This is a genomic window from Acidobacteriota bacterium (assembly GCA_018001935.1).
Classification (GTDB): Bacteria; Acidobacteriota; JAAYUB01; order JAAYUB01; family JAAYUB01; genus JAGNHB01.
The window spans coordinates 44,632-60,431 of sequence record JAGNHB010000006.1 but is presented as its reverse complement, the minus strand read 5'-3'; the positions used below and the strand labels follow the sequence as shown (position 1 = coordinate 60,431).

Annotated in this window: 13 protein-coding genes and 1 tRNA gene; 6 read left to right on the top strand and 8 right to left on the bottom strand. The window is 67.0% G+C overall.

Annotated elements, in window-relative coordinates:
• Positions 1-103 precede the first annotated feature (103 nt).
• The 6 genes from rplU (at position 104) to KA419_03945 (ending at position 3,883) form a co-directional block, all read left to right on the top strand.
• Positions 104-421, top strand: coding sequence for a 50S ribosomal protein L21 (rplU, locus tag KA419_03970; GenBank protein MBP7865083.1), 318 nt, complete (start codon positions 104-106; stop codon positions 419-421).
• Positions 422-433: 12 nt separating this feature from the next.
• A complete protein-coding gene (gene rpmA, locus KA419_03965) occupies positions 434-694 on the top strand; it encodes a 50S ribosomal protein L27 (GenBank protein ID MBP7865082.1) in 261 nt (86 codons plus the stop codon).
• Positions 695-938: 244 nt separating this feature from the next.
• On the top strand, positions 939-1,940 hold the full coding sequence (gene obgE, locus KA419_03960; GenBank protein MBP7865081.1) for a GTPase ObgE: 1,002 nt from the start codon (positions 939-941) through the stop codon (positions 1,938-1,940).
• Positions 1,937-2,587 (top strand): nicotinate (nicotinamide) nucleotide adenylyltransferase, encoded by a 651-nt coding sequence (nadD, locus tag KA419_03955; GenBank protein MBP7865080.1) that lies wholly within the window; start codon positions 1,937-1,939, stop codon positions 2,585-2,587. The genes obgE and nadD overlap by 4 nt, the downstream gene beginning before the upstream one ends.
• Positions 2,584-2,943, top strand: a complete 360-nt coding sequence (rsfS, locus tag KA419_03950) for a ribosome silencing factor (GenBank protein MBP7865079.1) — start codon at positions 2,584-2,586, stop codon at positions 2,941-2,943. Before nadD ends, rsfS begins: the two co-directional genes overlap by 4 nt.
• On the top strand, positions 2,936-3,883 hold the full coding sequence (locus KA419_03945; protein MBP7865078.1) for a sigma-54-dependent Fis family transcriptional regulator: 948 nt from the start codon (positions 2,936-2,938) through the stop codon (positions 3,881-3,883). Before rsfS ends, KA419_03945 begins: the two co-directional genes overlap by 8 nt.
• Before the next feature lie 288 nt (positions 3,884-4,171).
• Here KA419_03945 and KA419_03940 read toward each other — a convergent pair whose 3' ends face one another.
• The 8 genes from KA419_03940 to KA419_03905 form a co-directional block, all read right to left on the bottom strand.
• A complete protein-coding gene (locus tag KA419_03940; GenBank protein MBP7865077.1) occupies positions 4,172-4,951 on the bottom strand; it encodes a hypothetical protein in 780 nt (259 codons plus the stop codon).
• Positions 4,952-5,202: 251 nt separating this feature from the next.
• The gene (infC, locus tag KA419_03935; GenBank protein ID MBP7865076.1) at positions 5,203-5,736 is read right to left on the bottom strand and encodes a translation initiation factor IF-3; all 534 of its coding nucleotides are present in this window, start codon (positions 5,734-5,736) and stop codon (positions 5,203-5,205) included.
• Between the two features lie 32 nt (positions 5,737-5,768).
• Positions 5,769-7,604, bottom strand: coding sequence for a threonine--tRNA ligase (gene thrS / locus KA419_03930; GenBank protein ID MBP7865075.1), 1,836 nt, complete (start codon positions 7,602-7,604; stop codon positions 5,769-5,771).
• 111 nt (positions 7,605-7,715) lie between these two features.
• Positions 7,716-7,790 (bottom strand) — tRNA-Val (locus KA419_03925).
• Between the two features lie 73 nt (positions 7,791-7,863).
• Positions 7,864-12,195: a VCBS repeat-containing protein gene (locus tag KA419_03920; GenBank protein MBP7865074.1), complete on the bottom strand. Its 4,332-nt coding sequence runs from the start codon at positions 12,193-12,195 to the stop codon at positions 7,864-7,866.
• A 149-nt stretch (positions 12,196-12,344) separates the two neighbouring features.
• A complete protein-coding gene (locus KA419_03915; protein MBP7865073.1) occupies positions 12,345-14,000 on the bottom strand; it encodes a hypothetical protein in 1,656 nt (551 codons plus the stop codon).
• A 349-nt stretch (positions 14,001-14,349) separates the two neighbouring features.
• Positions 14,350-14,820 carry a D-glycero-beta-D-manno-heptose 1-phosphate adenylyltransferase gene (gene rfaE2, locus KA419_03910; protein ID MBP7865072.1) on the bottom strand — a complete coding sequence of 157 codons (471 nt, stop codon included), beginning with the start codon at positions 14,818-14,820 and terminating at the stop codon, positions 14,350-14,352.
• A complete protein-coding gene (locus tag KA419_03905) occupies positions 14,810-15,718 on the bottom strand; it encodes an energy transducer TonB (protein ID MBP7865071.1) in 909 nt (302 codons plus the stop codon). The genes rfaE2 and KA419_03905 overlap by 11 nt, the downstream gene beginning before the upstream one ends.
• Positions 15,719-15,800: the final 82 nt, after the last annotated feature.

Sequence of the window (15,800 nt, the reverse complement as noted above, 5' to 3'; positions counted from 1 at the left end):
GCACTTGCGGACAAATTGTATCCGCCCCGCATTTTTCATTTGACATCGCGGGTTCCCTTCACTAAAATTCACCGGCTTGAGCTTTGAATGGAGGTACACACTCGTGATCGCGGTGATCAAGACAGGTGGAAAACAGTACAAGGTTACGGAAGGGCAGACGTTCCGCGTGGAGTCCCTGCCGACCCCCGAGGGCGAAGGCGTGGTCTTCCAGGACGTTCTCCTGGTGGAAACCCCCGAGAAGACCGTCATCGGGCGGCCGGTCATCGACAACGCCGCGGTCAAGGGCGTCGTGACCCGTCACGGGAAGGGCGACAAGGTGCTGGTCTTCAAGAAGAAGAAGCGCAAACAGTACCGCCGCACCAAGGGGCACCGCCAGGTCTTCACGGAAGTGAAGGTCGAGAGCATCACCCTCCCGGAATAAGGAGAGAGGAACATGGCACACAAGAAAGGCGTCGGCAGTTCCCGCAACGGCCGGGACTCCCATTCCCAGCGACTGGGCATCAAGCGCTTCGGCGGCCAGCTCGTGAATGGCGGCACCATCATCGTCCGCCAGCGCGGGACACCCATCAAGCCCGGGCTCAACGTGGGCCGCGGCAAGGACGACACCCTCTTCGCCCTCGTGGACGGCGTGGTGAAGTTCCACGACCGCGGCCGCATGGGCCGTTACGTCCACATCGTCCCGCAGCAGATTTGACGCTCCGATTCCCTTTGGAAACCAGAATGCAGGAACGCCGCCGTTCCTGCGTTTTTTTATGCGGGAAGACCTCACGCAAGGCCGCAAAGGCGTCAAACCTCGCAAGGGGATCGGGATGAGCAGGTTCTGATTTCCCGCTGCGGAACCGGGCGCCCTGGTGACTTTGCGTGAGGCAGAGAAAGTCGAACCCTCACCGTTTTCCGAAAGCAGGGGATCGGCTGTCGACGCCGGTGTGGAGCCAACAGTGTTCATCGACTACGCCACCATCATCGTGTCCGGGGGGAACGGGGGCGACGGCTGCCTGGCCTTCCGGCGGGAGAAGTACGTGCCCCGCGGCGGGCCCAGCGGCGGCAACGGCGGCCACGGCGGCAGCGTCGTCCTGGAGGCGGACCCCCATCTCAACACCCTGTTGGACTTCCGGTACAAGCGCGAGTTCCGGGCCCCGCGAGGGACCCACGGCCAGGGAAGCGACCGGCACGGACGGAAGGGGGAGGACGCGGTGATCCCCGTCCCGGTCGGGACCGTGGTCCGGGAGAAGGACACTGACGCGGTCCTGTACGACTTCACCCGGGCCGGCGAGCGCTTCGTCGCCGCCCGGGGAGGCCGCGGGGGCCGGGGCAACGCCTGCTTCGCCACCTCAACCAACCAGGCGCCCCGCCGCTTCGAGTACGGTTTCCCGGGGGAGACGCGGGAACTGGTGCTGGAACTCAAGGTCCTCTCCGACGTGGGCCTGGTGGGTTACCCCAACGCCGGGAAGTCGACGCTGATCTCCCGTATCTCCGCCGCACGCCCGAAGATCGCCGACTACCCCTTCACCACCCTGGCGCCGCACCTCGGGGTGGTGCGATTCGACGATTTCCGGGGGTTCGTGGTGGCCGACATTCCCGGGCTCATCGAGGGCGCCCACGCGGGGGCGGGGCTGGGCGACCGCTTCCTGCGCCACATCGAACGGACCCGGGTCCTCGTCCACCTGGTGGACGTCTCCGGCATGGAGCCGCGTAAGCCCGGGGAGCGCGTGCGGGCCATCCACCGCGAACTCGGGCTGTTCAACCCCACCCTGCTCGACAAGCCCATGCTCGTGGCCGCCACCAAGCTGGACGCCCTGACGGACCGCTCCCAACTCGACGCCCTCCGGCGGTTCTGCCGTCGCCATCACCTGCCGTTCATTGCCATCTCCGCCGTTTCGGGCGAAGGGCTCGAGGAACTGGTGCGCCGCCTGGGCGGGATGCTGGGGATGGCGCCGTGAGCGGCCTCGTCGGCGTCCTGGGCGGGACCTTCGACCCCGTCCACGCGGGGCACCTGGCCTTGGCGTCCGCAGCCATGAACCGGCTGGGCCTCGAGCGGGTCCACTTCCTCGTCGCCCCCCTGCCGCCCCACAAGGAAGGCCGGGTCCGGACGTCCCCCGCCCACCGGTTCGCCATGGTGGCCCTGGCCACGGCGGACCGGCCGGAGTTCGTCCCCGACCCCCTGGACCTGGAGGTGGCCGGCCCCTGCTACACCGTGGACTCCCTCCCCCGTTTCCGCTCGGCCCACAAGCTTCCCCCGGACGGGGCGGTCTTCCTGGCGGGGGGCGACTCCCTCCGGGATTTTCACCTCTGGAAGGACGGGCAGACCCTGGCCGAACGGGAACGGTTCGCGTTCTTCGTCCGCAAGGGCGTCGAGGTCCCCCCCGAAGGCCTCACGCTGCCGGGCGGCCGCGCGGTCCTGGACCTTCGCGGCGCCTCGAGCGCCGATCTCCCCCGGAGCGGGGCCTGCCTGCTGGACGCCGACCTGCCGGAGGTCTCTTCCACGGCGCTCCGGAACATGCTACAATGCGGTGTCGCAGCCCCGCCGGGACTTCCCGGGGCCGTGATGCGCTACATCCAAAAGACGAGGGTATACACGAACCGATGAACGAAATCCTGCACGCCGCCTTCGACCTCCTGGACGAGAAGAAGGGCATCCTCACCCGGGTGCTCGACGTTTCCAGGGTCGCCACCTTCACCGACCACTTCATCATCTGCACCGGGGCCAACCAGCGCCACGTCCAGGCGCTGGCCGACGACCTGGAGGAAAAACTCCGCAAGGCTTTCGGCCTCAAGCCCTCCCACGTGGAGGGCCACAGCAACGCCCAGTGGGTCCTCCTGGACTACTTCGACTTCGTCGTCCACATCTTCTCGGTGGAGGCCCGGGAATTCTACGAACTGGAGCGCCTCTGGGCCGACGCCGTGGACGTCACCCCCGTCCCCGCCGCCCCGCGCCGTGATTGACCTCTCCGCCATCGGGGCACCCCCTGGACTCGACGCCGCCTGTTTCCAGGGGCGGACCTTCGAGGCGCTGTCCGCCACCCTGGCCAAGGCGGCCGCGGCCGGCGCGCCCTGCCTGATCTGGGGGGAGAACGGGGTCGGCAAGAACTTCTACGCCTGGCTCTACCACCGTCTCGGCCCCCGGCGCGACGGGCCCTACGAGGAAATCTCCTGCGCGGCCCTGCCGGAGACGCTCCTGGAGACGGAACTGTTCGGATACGCTCGGGGGGCCTACACGGGGGCGGAAAAAGACCACCCGGGACGCCTGGTGCTGGCCGACGGCGGGACCCTGGTCCTCGACGAGCTGGACAGCCTGGCCCCCGCCTCCCAGGCCAAACTGCTCCGCGTGGTGGAGACCGGCGAGTTCACACCGCTGGGCTCCGACCGCAAGGCGCGTGTGGACGCGCGTTTTATCGGCCTGCTCCAGGCGCCGCCGGAAGCCCTGGTCACCGACAGCCGCCTCCGCCGCGACCTCTTCTACCGGATGTCCCTCTTCACCCTCGAGGTGCCGCCCCTCCGCCGGCGGCGGGACGAGATCCCCACACTCGTGGAGACCTTCGCGCGCCGTGAAGCCGCCGCGTACCGGGTCGAGCCCGTCCGCGTGTCCCCCGAGGCACTGGAGGGGCTGGCGGAACTCCCCTTCCCGGGCAACCTCCGGGAACTGCGCAACCTCGTCCGCCGGTGGACCCTCCTGCAGCCCGGCGAGGTCGTCACGCCCCGCGACCTCCCCTCCGCCGGGGCGGGGCCGGCGGAGACGGCCATCCAGAGCCTCGCGGAAGTGGAGTCGGGGCACATCCGCCGCGTCCTCGCCGCCGTCGGGGGCCGGATGAGCGAGGCCGCCCGTCTCCTCGGCATCCACCGAAAAACCCTCCTGGAAAAGCGAAAACGCTACAAGCTCGACTGAGCCGGGGCGCTTTCCGGAACTGCGCGTTAAGAGGGACAAAGGGACCAAAGGGACTTAAAGGACGGCCCGGAGCTGTTGTACTCCGGCCCCCTTTCCTCCTTCAGGTCGTTGGGTTCTTTTCTTCCCAGACAAGCGGGGGCGAACTCCGGCGGCTTCGGTTTCCGGGCCCTTTTGCGGGTGAAAGCGCCGCCGCACTGCACCGCCTCCGGTTTGGGCTCGGTGAAACGGTGGCGGCGTCCTCAAAAGAGCGGTGCACTCCTTAAAAACGGCGCACACCGAAGCGCCCCCTCATTTTTTGTGGAGTTTTTCCATCTCGTCGGCGAGGATCTCCCCGGCCGTCTGCTGGTCGGAGGCGCGGGCGATCCGGCGGATCTCCTCCCGGGTGACGAACCCGCCCTGCCCCTCGCGGTGGGCCGCCCGGAGCGCATTCTGCCGGTTGGCGGACGCGATCAGGGCCGCCATGCCGCTCATCGGCACGGCCTCCACGCCGGGGTTGCCCTGGCGGAACCTGTCCAGGCGGACCCGGTGCCGCTGGAGCAGTTCGTCAGCCGACGTCTCCGCCGGGTGGACCTCCCGGATGATCTCGGCCGGGACCTGGATGGAGGCGGACATCTCGGCGTTGGTGGTGGACACGAACCGCCCGTCCTCGAACTCCGTCTGGAGGTCCAGGACCCGAAGGGAGTCCATCCCCCTCGCCTGGATCATTTTCAACGTCGGGCCCGTCACTCTTGCCTGGTAAAACCCCGCGGAAAGGGTGTCGTCCTCGGCGGTCATCACGCGGATGAACGTCCGGGTCTCCGGGAAGGCGGCGGAAACCGTGAGGTCCTCCAGGTCCCCCTTGCCGCGGAACCCCCTTGCCCTCAAACCCTCGGCCATCCTGTCATACCAGGCCAGGTCCAGGTGGGGGAACTCCTCCGGGCGGACCTCACGGTACTCGTGCCGGGGTGCGTAAACCTTGCGAAGCCGCTCGTCCAGTTTCACCGCCGCCGCCTGGACCCTGGCCCGCATGATCCAGGAAAGGCCCCAGAAAAAGGCGGCCACGAAGATCAGGACGAGCAGGAACGTCATGGGGCACCTCCGGGTCTCCGCAAGTCTCGGGAGCACGGCCCAAAGATAGCCCGAAACGGTCTCAATTCACACTAAAAAATGCAGGGGGGCGGCAGGGAAGAAGGGAAGAGGGGGGGACACCGACCGGCGGGTCGTCGGGGGCACGCCCGCGGTCCCCGCCGTCGGCGGCACGGCCGCCTTCCCCCGACGGGAGCAGGCGGCCGGCAAGTTCAGGTTGGGTGTGGCGGGCGTGAGAAGTGCCGGGGCGGGCGTCACTTCTTCGGCGACAGGTGCATGACCAGCAGCCGCCCTTCCATCTCGGGGCTCTGCTGGATTTCCGCCCGGTCCTGCAGGTCTTCGCACAACTTCGCCAGAAGTTCGTAACCCAGCTCGGGGTGGGTCATTTCGCGGCCCCGGAAGAAGACGCCGCACTTCACGCGGTTGCCCTGCTCGAGGAAGCGGATGATGTGGTTCCGCTTGAACTCGTAGTCGTGGGAGTCGGTCCGCGGGCGGAACTTCACTTCCTTGACCAGGATGACCTTCTGCTTCTTCTTGGCCTCGTGCTGCTTCTTCTTCATCTGGTAGAGGTATTTCCCGTAGTCCATGACCTTGACCACGGGCGGGGTCGCCTGGGCGGCGATCTCTACCAGATCCAGACTCTTTTCCCGGGCCAGTTCCTGGGCCTGGGACAGGGGGACGATACCCACCTGTTTCCCCTCGTTGTCGATGAGTCGAACCTGGGGTGCGGTGATTTCCTCGTTGATGTTCACCCGGGGTTCATCGCTGCTGGGTTTGCCGGTCTTGATCACGTGCCTCCTAGCCTCAAGTTTGCCGTAATTTAAGGCCGAACGGCCTTGCTGTCAATATGGGATTTTATAATCTCCACGAATTTGTCGAAGGACATGGCCCCGAGGTCGCCCTCGTAACGGTTCCGAACCGACACCGTGCCTTCCTGCATTTCCCGCCCGCCCACCACGAGCATGTAGGGAATCTTGTGGTTCTGGGCGTCACGGATCTTGTACCCCACCTTCTCGTTCCGGTCGTCGAGGCGGGCGCGGACCCCGGACTCGACCAGCCGGCGGGCCACGTCGGCGCCGTATGCCTGGAACTTCTCGCTCACCGGGATCACCCAGACCTGCTCGGGGCAGAGCCACAGGGGGAAGGCCCCCGCGTAGTGCTCGACGAGGGTCCCGAAGAAACGTTCCAAAGAGCCCATGATGGCCCGGTGGACCATGAAGACGTGGTGCTCCCGGCTGTCGGCCCCCACGTAGGTGACATTGAAGCGTCGCGGCAGGTTGAAGTCGAACTGGACGGTGCAGCACTGCCACTTCCGGCCGATGGCGTCCACCAGCTTGAAGTCGATCTTGGGACCGTAGAAGACCGCCTCGCCCTCCATCCGTTGGTACGGAATCCCGCGCTGCTCGAGGACCTGGACCAGGCCGGCTTCGGCCATGTCCCACTCCTCGTCGGTGCCGGCGTACTTGGCCTTGTTCAAGGGGTCCCGGACCGAGAGCTCCACCTTGTAGTCGTCGAAACCGAAGGTCTTCATGAAGAAGACGCACAGGTCCACCACGCCGCCCAGCTCGTCCACCATCTGCTCCGGCGTGCAGAAGATGTGCCCGTCGTCCTGGGTGAAGCCCCGGACCCGCAGCATCCCGTGCAGGACCCCGCTCTTCTCGTAGCGGTAGACCGTCCCCAGCTCGGCGTAGCGGACCGGGAGTTCCCGGTAGCTGTGCAGGTGGGTCTGGTAGACCAGGATGTGCCCCGGGCAGTTCATGGGCTTGACCACGTACTCCTCCTCGTCGATGGAGAGGGTGTACATGTTCTCCTTGTAGTAGTCGTAGTGCCCGGAGGTCTGCCAGAGGTTGTGCCGGGCCACGTGGGGAATGTTGACCAACTGGTAGCCCCGGCGGTAGTGCTCGGCCTTCCAGAAATCCTCGATCACGTTCCGGATGAACGCGCCCTTCGGGTGCCAGTAGACGAACCCCGCCCCGGCGATCTCGTGAAAGGAGAAGAGGTCGAGGTCCTTCCCGAGCCGTCGGTGGTCCCGACGCTTCGCCTCCTCCAGGAAGGCGAGGTGCTTGTCCAGGTCCTCGGCGGAGAAGAAGGCGGTCCCATAGATGCGCTGGAGCTGGGGCCGTTTCTCGTCGCCGCGCCAGTAGGACCCGGCGAGGGACAGCAGCTTGAACACGCCCAGCCGGCCCGTGGACACCACGTGGGGGCCGAGGCAGAAGTCGTAGAGCCCCCCGGTGCGGAAACAGGAGAGGGTCTGGCCGGCCCGTTCCCGGATCAGCTCGCACTTGAGGCCTTCACCCATCTCCGAGAAGACGCGCTCCGCCTCCTCGGCGGTGATGACGGTGGGCTCGAAGGGGATGTCCCGCGCCGCCAGCTCCCGCATCTTCTCCTCGATCCGGGCCAGGTCCTCCTCGCTGAAGGTGTGGTCGAGGTGGAAGTCGTAGTAGAAACCGTCTTCCACCGCGGGCCCGATCCCCAGGCGGGTGCCGGGGAAGAGCTCCAGGACGGCCAGGGCCATCAGGTGGGAGGTGCTGTGACGCAGGACGTCCAGGGCCTCCCGCCCGTCCGTGATGATGCGCTTGTTCCCTTCCCGATCGATGACTTCCAGCATGGTTACACCTGCCTCCTCGAATGAGGTCGCCCCTCGCTCCCGTCGGATTGTGCTGTTTGTCCTTTGCTGGCGGGACCCCTGGGCGTGGGCGGCGCTCTCAGGCACCGCCGGGTACGGCTGCGCGCATTCCGCACCCTCGGGATGCGCGGATAAAAAAAATGGTAGGCGCGTACGGATTTGAACCGTAGACCCCTTCCGCGTCAAGGAAGTGCTCTCCCACTGAGCTACGCGCCTACGAAGGGCGGAAGATACCAGAGTCGCGACCTTTTGTCAATTCCAAAATTCGCGGCCCTCCATTTTCCGCCCCTCACTGAAGACGCTGGGCCGGGACCGCCGAGAGGAACGCCAGCCCGTCGTTCCCGAACAACTCGTAGGTGAAGAGGTTCGCGGACGGGTCGGAGCAGGTCAGCGTGACGTACCCCCCGGCCTGGGCCTGCAACCCCGGCACGAAGTCCGTCAGCATCCGGCTGGCTTTCCGCCCGGCCGGGACCGTGAAATCACCTTCCCCCTTCAGGGCGCCGAGTTGGTCGTACACGGAGAAGTGGACGGGGGCGTCGGCCGTCCCGGCGTTGAGGACCGTGATCCCCGTGAAGTAGTTGATGCCGCCGATGGCCCCCACGGCCACGTGGGAGAACACCCAGCGCGCACCCCCGGAGGCCTGGATCGGCAGCGTGGACGCGAAGCGGCCGCCGACGCGGTCGGAGAAGGTGAGGACGCCCGTCACGCCGCCGAGGCTGCTCTCGACCCGCAGGAACCCGCTGATGACGTCCGCCGACTGGGAATCGATCCCGAGGAGATCGTCCAGGTCCCCGCGGAGCATACCGTGCGCGGGGATCTCGAGCGCCTGGGACTGGGCGATCTGCGCCCCGTCGTCGTCCAGGGCCCGCAGCGTGACCAGGGCCGCCGCCTCGCCGGTGTTCACCAGGTCGAGGGTGGAGCGGTACAGCCGGCCCTCGGCGAAGTGAGGCACGTACTTCACGAGCGCGTCGGTCGAGGGGTCGGGGACCGGGAGGCCGTTGCCGGCGCTCACGAACTCGACGTTGTCGGCGTAGAGGAAACCCTCGAAGATGCGGTCGGAGGAGAAGTCCAGGTAGCAGGGTTCACTGCTCCCCGCAAAGTACTGCGAGAAGCTGAAGGTGGCGCGCCCGTCGGGGGCGATGTCGAAGGTCCGGGGGGTCCCCTGCGCCTGCCCGGCGGCGTTGCGGCAGGTCACCGTCACCGTGGCCGCCTCGCTCCCGGGGTTTTCGACGGAGTACCACCCGTCGAGGCTTCCCGGGACGTTGGAGGGCGAGGGGAGCACCTGGTGCGCGGAAACGCCGCTCATGGCCGTCGTGCCGTCCATGCGGAGGTTTCCGGCAGCGCCCACCAGGAGGGAGAACCCCTGGACGGCCGGGTTGAGGGAGTAGGCCCGCATGGAGGGCTTGTAGAAGGACACCCCGGCCCCGAAGAGTTCGTCGGTGAAGAAGGAGGCCTGGCGGTGGGCCTGGATCGTCATGGCCACGGGGTTCTGGACCTGGGCGTCCGACACGAGGGTCCCGTCGGGGTTGTAGATCGAGAAGTACACCATGGCGTCGGTGTCCGACGGGTTGGCGAACGCGAAGGCGGAACGGACCTGGCTCCCGGACTCGGCGAAGGGGAAGTCCAGCATCGAGTACGACCCCTGGAGCACCTGGACGAACTGCTCGTCCGGCGCCACGCCGATGTAGGAACCGGCGATGCCGAAGGAGTACCAGTAGAGCTGGACGATCTCCCCGGACTGGGTCAGCCGGGCGATGGGGATGAGCAGCCCGAGCGAGCCGCCCTGGTAGATGTAGATGTCGTTCGAGACCGAGCAGGAGACGGCGGCGTCCTCCATGCCGTCCCCGTTGATGTCGCTGATGGCCAGGGAATTGGGCTTGGTGCCGGACGCGAGGTCCTGGTAGGCCTGGTAGTTGAACGACCCCGTCCCTCGGAAGGTCCGCAACCCGCCGCTGGTCTCGCTGACCGCTGCCAGGTCCGGGATGCCGTCGTTGTCCAGGTCGGTGCTCTTGACGTCCACGGGGGCCGAGAAGCCGCCCAGGGAGCCCCTGCCCTGGAAGGTGCCGTCGCCCTTCCCGCCGAAGAGGTTGATGGCGTTGGACGTGTTGTCGGCGATGGCCAGGTCGGTCTTCCCGTCCAGGTCCAGGTCATCGACCGCGATGGAAAGCGGTTTGAGCCCGGCCAGGAAGGACTGGCCCGCCGCCAGGTTTCCGTGCGTGTCGTTGAGGAAGACCTGGAGCTGGCCCGTCCCCGAGTCGAGGAGGGCGTAGTCGGGGTAGCCGTCCGCGTTGGCGTCGAAGTTGGCCCCGACGTCCCCTCCGGCCGCCGAAACGAAGGACCGCCGCATCGCGTCGAGAGACGCCTCTTTCAAGGGGCCCTTGGCGGCAAACTGGCCGTTGTTGTAGATGACGGTCACCCCGCCGCTCCCCAGGCCGGCCACCACGATGTCCTTCCACCCGTTGCCGTCGAGGTCGCTGATGTTCACCGCCCCGGGCGTGAACGCCAGGCCGATGTAGACGGGGTCCTTGAAGCGGGCGTCCGGCCGGGGGTCCTTGAGGCAGACCTGCAGCTTCTTCGGGCCGGGGAGGGCCACCACGGCGTCGTCGTACCCGTCGTTGTTCAGGTCGCCCAGGGCCAGCCGCCCGGGGGCCGCGTCCGTGGAAAACGCCTGCTGGGTCTCGAACGAGGTGTTCATGTCGAGTTCGCCCGGGTTCTTCGAGATCTTCACCCGGAAGGACAGCACATCCCCCTGGTAGCGGTAGAGGTCCCCCACCCCGACGAAGTACGTCCCGTCCTCGGGGATCGTGGTCTGGGCGAAGGAGTTGATTTCCCCGGAGAAGTCGTTGTTGAAAGCCAGGTTCTGGGTGTGCCCGCCGAAGATCACCACGACCGGGTCGATGGGGGAGGCCCCGTTGGGCTCGGCCAGGGCGCTGATCACGTCACCGGCGTTCGCGGTGAAGCGGAAGAACCGGTAGAAGATCCTCCCGTTGAGGGACCGCACCTGGTCGAAGGGGCCGGCATCCAGGTTGATGGGCTCCGCCTCGTCGCAGAGGACGGTGACCCCGCAGAAGGTCCCCCCTTCGTTCAGGGGTTGGCGCATGATCAACTCGGTCCAGCCCCCGTCCAGGCCGGTGACGCTGAAGGTCCCGAAGTTGCGCCCCGCCATGACCGGCACCGCGGACGGCGCCTCGGCGATTTTCGAATCGAGCATGGTGAGGTTCACCGTCTGGGAGTTGCCCAGGGCGACCGGGGAGGACAGCGTGAAGCCGCACTGCCGGGTGAAGCCTTTCGGAATCAGGAAGAAGGATTGCCACGACTGGATCATCCGGACCGGGATGGTCGGCGAGGACTGAATCAACTGGAGGGACTGGGAGAACTCCGAGCTGTTGCCGAGGTAGTTGCCCAGCAGGGTGATGAATCGGTTCGGGGTTGCGTAGAAGCCGGTGAAGAAGGCCCCCTCGGCATCGACCACGGCCTCCGACAGGAAGGTCTTCCCCTCGCCGAAACCGCTCACATGCAGATCGGCCTCGTAGATCTCGATCTTGGAGTTCGGGACGGCACGACCGGAAATATAGAAGTAGAAGGGATTCTCAGGGTCGATGGTGGTCACGCAGTAGTAGGAGTCGATGATCGGCGCGGTGATCCAGTAGTTGGGTCCCTGGCGCATCTCCGGGATGAAGGCCCGGTTCGGCCCGTCGCCCACGTGGGAGCGGCTGATGTCGATGCCGAGGAGGCCGTTGTCCCACATGGAGTTCCGGCCGAAGTAGTTCTGGACGGCGTTGGGGCCCTCCAGCAGGATGCCGTTGAACTGGTTCAGGGTGATGGCATTGCCCTTGGAGACGTGGTCCCCGCCCACCACGTTCCGGCAGCCGTCCTGGATGTGGACGCCCACCCGGTTGCCGTAGAGGCTCGACTCGGTGAAACTGCCGATCTCGTTCCCCTGGACGACGTTCTGGCTGGTCGTCTCCCCGAGGATGAAGATCCCGGCCTTGCTGCAGTTAGTGATCCGGTTGCCGAGGACAACATCGTCCGCAGCGGGCCCGCCGACGACGTTGTCGTGGGCGCCGTCCTTGAGCACGATGCCGTAGTACAGGCGCATCCCGTCGTACGGGCTGTCCTCGTCCTGGGGGTCGTAACCCAGGGCGCACCGGTAGACACGGTTGAGGGTCGCCGCGGACCCCGAGAAGAGGATGGCCGTGCCGCGCCCGCCCCCGATGATCAGGTTCTGGAGGACGTTCCCCCCCGAGAGGACGGGGAGTATCGCCTGCCCGGTGTTCACGGCGCCGTCCGGGATGCGGATGCAGGCCTTGCGACCGCTCCCGTCGTCGAACTGGCCGTCGAGGATGACGTTCCGGTGGACCAGGGCGGGAAGCGGGCTCCCCAGGGTGAACCGGTAACTCGAATAAGCGTTCTCGGCCTTGAAGCGAATTCGCACGAGGTCGCCGGAAGGCGCCCGGTTCGCCTCTTCGATGGCCTTCCGGAGCGTGAGCCCCGAGCCGGTGCTCAGGTCGTCGTTGCGGTCCACCCAGATGACGGTTTCGGCCCGGAGCGCCGGGGCCGAACCGGCCAGGCCGAACAGGAACAGCAGCAACCCGAGGGCGCGCGTGACGTGTTTCCTCATGATCCCTCCGTATTCATCCCGATTGGGGTTATTCCTATGCCCGGACCATACACGATGGCCTCTGAATATCAGACGGTCCCAACCACGGGAGGGTTGCGAAAAAAAACGGAACTCTCCCGTAAATTGAACCCGCGGGGGCGCCGCGGGTTTCAAGGCAGCCGCGGCCGGGGTGTCCCGTCCAGGAACCGGGGGAGCCGGTCGAGGTCGTAGACGTGAAGGGCGCCGCCCAGGACGCGCAGCGGCGTTTCCCGCCGCAGCCAGGCGTACTTGTCCTGGTCGAAGTAGAGGCCGCCGAGGTTGGTGGCGCTGATGACGAAGAGCCCGTGGCGCGGGAACGGCCGCAGGTCCCGGTAGGGGATCAGGGGGTTTTCGTACCAACTGGTCTTCACCCCGGCGATCTCCGGCCAGACCGATCCGTTGTAGCTGAGGGGGACGGCCGCGATCCCTTTCTCCCGCATGAAGTCCCGGAGTGCAAAGAGGCCCTCGCCCCAGTCGAGGTCGGTGTCGGCGAGGGTTTCGCACTTGGGCCCCCGCACCAGGAGCGGGTTCATGTAGGACCGGGGGAAAGGCCAGACCTGCACGTGCTCCGCCAGGCAGGCCAGGACCAGGAGAAAGGCCAGGCCGGCCCGGAGCCGGGCTTCCCGGGACGCCCGGCCCACCTCCAGGAGGAACCGCCCCGCCGCGACGTACAGGAGCGGGAACACGACGAGGGCGTAGCGCAAGCCGAGGGTGTACCCGGAGAAGGAGACCAGCAGCCCGAACCCCAGCGCCAAGCCCACCGGCACGGCCCACGCGCACCGGCGGCCGCGGCGGGGGAGCACCATCGACAGCATCCAGGCGACCAACGCGGCCGTCGGGGTCTTGTACAGAATCGCCAGGAGGTAGAACCGGGCGAAGCCGTGCCGGGAAATCTCCCCGTCCAGCAGGACCGCGTGGCCCCGCTCCCGGCAGAGGGCGACGAGTTCGACGTTCACGCGCAGGGCACGGAGCGAGAAGTCCCCCAGGTACAGGGCCACGAAGACCAGGTAGAGGGCCGCGGCCGCCACGACCCCGAAGCACGCCCAGTACAGGAGAAAGGCCGGCCTCCCCACCGCGCGCGTCCCACGGAAGGGCACGTGGACCTTCAGTTCCTTCCCGAAGACGCTAAAGATCCCGATGGACAGGGCCAGGAGCGGCAGCGCCATCAACCCCGTCAGCTTGACGGCCGGCGCCAGGGACAGGCAGGCCAGGAGGCCGACGAGGACCCCTGTCCCGGGCCGGAGCAGGCACTGTGCCAGGAGGAAGAGAGACGCGAAGATCAGGGCGCTCACGAGGAAGTCCGTGGTCATGAGGTGGCCGTGGGCCGCCAGGTTCGGGCAGAGGAGATAGAGGGCCAGGGAGAGGAGCCCGTCTGCGGGGCCGAACGCCTGCCGCGACCACAGGAAGACCAGGACGCCGAGACCGGCCCAGGCCAGGATGAAGGGGACCCGCCCCACGAAGAAGGGCTCGAAGCCGAGACCGGCAAGCAGCCGGTTGCCCCGGTCGGGGTCCGGCGCCCCCAGGTTCCGGACCACCTGCTCCCCGGGCGGGAGAGGGTCGAAGACCCGCAGGGGGATGTCCCGGCCCAGGAGGCCCACGGAGTTGAGGTAGTAGCTCGCCGGGGGGTGAATCCCCGCACCCGGGATGTTGAACTGGTGGGTCTTCAGGTAGTAGTACCCGATGCCGTAGAAGTGCACCTCGTCCCAGACCGGTGCATTCCGGCGGGAGACCGCCAGCATGGACACCAGCCCGACGGCGACCATCACGAGCGCGAGAAGAACGGCCATCGGGGGATGAACCGGCGCCCGGGCAGCTCGGCGCGACGGGCTATATTCAGGAGCGGCGGCCGGTGGCTCGCCAGGCAACCCGACCACGGTGCACCGGGCCGGCACTTGAGTCCCCTCGCCGTCGGCGGGGGTCGCCGTATCCGCTTTCCTGCCTTTCGGTTCTTTCGTCAAATCGGTATTTCCTTTTGGACGCATCCCTGGCTATCCGATTTTCTTTGCGAGCTTTGTGCCTTTGCGAGGTCAAGATCCGGACCGGCCCTCGCCAAGGCGCAAAGCCCGCAAAGGAAGACCGCCTTGGCCAAAAGCCTCTTAAAGGGTCTCGACGGGGACCCGACACCCTGGGGAAAGGCTACCGGGCCCCATCGATGAGCGAACTGGATGAGAAGCCCTCCTCGAAGGGGAGTGAGAAGACCCTCCCGCCGTTCGCGAGGACCTCCGCGTGGCCCACGATCCGCTCCACCGGCCAGTCGCCGCCCTTGGCCAGGACGTCGGGGAGCAGGCGGCGGATCAGGTCCAGGGGGGTGTCCTCGTCGAAGAGGGTCACCAGGTCCACCATCTCCAGGGCGCAGAGGATCTCGGCGCGGTCCCCCTCCGGCTGGACCGGCCGGCTGGGCCCCTTGAGCCGGCGGATGGAGGCGTCGGTGTTGACGGCCACCAGCAGGGCTCCCCCCAGTCGGCGGGCGGCCCGAAGGTAGCGAATGTGCCCCGGGTGGAGGAGGTCGAAGCAGCCGTTGGTGAAGACCACCGTCCGACCGGCCGCACGCAGCGCCGCCACCGCCCGGTCCAGGTCCCCGCCGTGTTTCAGTTTCTCAAGCCCCATGCCGCGGCCCGAATTCGAGGGTGATCTTCGCCTCGGAGGGGACCACCTCCCCCCCGGAGGTGGCGGGCAGGAAGCGCCACCCGTTCCGGATCGTCTCCTCGATCCGGCGCCCCATCCCGTGGGGCGGGGTCGTGTCGAACTTCACCGAGACGACGTTCCCGGCGCGGTCGATGACGACCTTGACGGACACCTTGCCCGCGTACCCGGCGGCTTCGGCCTCGGGAGTGGGAAGGATGGGGGTCCGGCGGATGACCTTGGTGGGGTTGACCCCGTCGTCGGTGACCGCCGCGTCGAACACCTTCCGATACTCCTCGGACTCTTCCCAGGGATAGAAGGTCCCCAGGTCGCCGATTTCGCCCTTCTTCATGGCGGTCGCCACGTCGGAGGCCTTGAGGTCCAGCTCGGAGAGGCGGTTGAGGAAGGTTTCGAAGGCCGGCTCCGCGAGGGACTCCATTTCGAAGACCCGCCCGCCCATCTGGATGAAGACCTTCAGGACGTCGTCCCCGCCCCGGAAAGCCCCCCAGAGGTCCACGCCCGTGACGGAACGCTCCTTGAGGATCCGGGAGGCGAAGTAGCGGACCTGCCCATCCTCCCCCTTCTCCGCGAAGACCTGTCCCACGGTGGCAGAGCCCGATTTCCCCACCACCAGGATTCCCTGCGCCTCGAGGATCTGGACGTAGTCGGTGAGGTTGAGCACGTTGAGGACCGCCCGGTTCTCTTTGCCGAACTCCAGCGTGAAGACCCGCTGGGGGTCGGTATAAGCGAAAAACGTCGCCGCCCGGGCCAACCCGGAGGCACAGAGGACCGCCGCCGACAACACCAGCAGCCGCGCCATGGCCGCGCGTTTTTCCGCGTCCCGCGTGCTTGCCTTCGTCCTCGGTTTTTCAGGTGCGACCATCTTCCATGTCTCCACCAGGCGTCGTTGATCTTGTCAACACAGGGGCACAGCGAGAGATATCCCCTTGAACTCATTTCAGCGG

Excerpts from the sequence above, each read along its gene's own strand:
- KA419_03905 (MBP7865071.1), bottom strand. The coding sequence starts at position 15,718 with ATGGTCGCACCTGAAAAACCGAGGACGAAGGCAAGCACGCGGGACGCG.
- KA419_03940 (MBP7865077.1), bottom strand. The coding sequence starts at position 4,951 with ATGACGTTCCTGCTCGTCCTGATCTTCGTGGCCGCCTTTTTCTGGGGC.
- rpmA (MBP7865082.1), top strand. The coding sequence starts at position 434 with ATGGCACACAAGAAAGGCGTCGGCAGTTCCCGCAACGGCCGGGACTCC.
- rsfS (MBP7865079.1), top strand. The coding sequence starts at position 2,584 with ATGAACGAAATCCTGCACGCCGCCTTCGACCTCCTGGACGAGAAGAAG.
- KA419_03915 (MBP7865073.1), bottom strand. The coding sequence starts at position 14,000 with ATGGCCGTTCTTCTCGCGCTCGTGATGGTCGCCGTCGGGCTGGTGTCC.
- KA419_03920 (MBP7865074.1), bottom strand. The coding sequence starts at position 12,195 with ATGAGGAAACACGTCACGCGCGCCCTCGGGTTGCTGCTGTTCCTGTTC.
- rfaE2 (MBP7865072.1), bottom strand. The coding sequence starts at position 14,820 with ATGGGGCTTGAGAAACTGAAACACGGCGGGGACCTGGACCGGGCGGTG.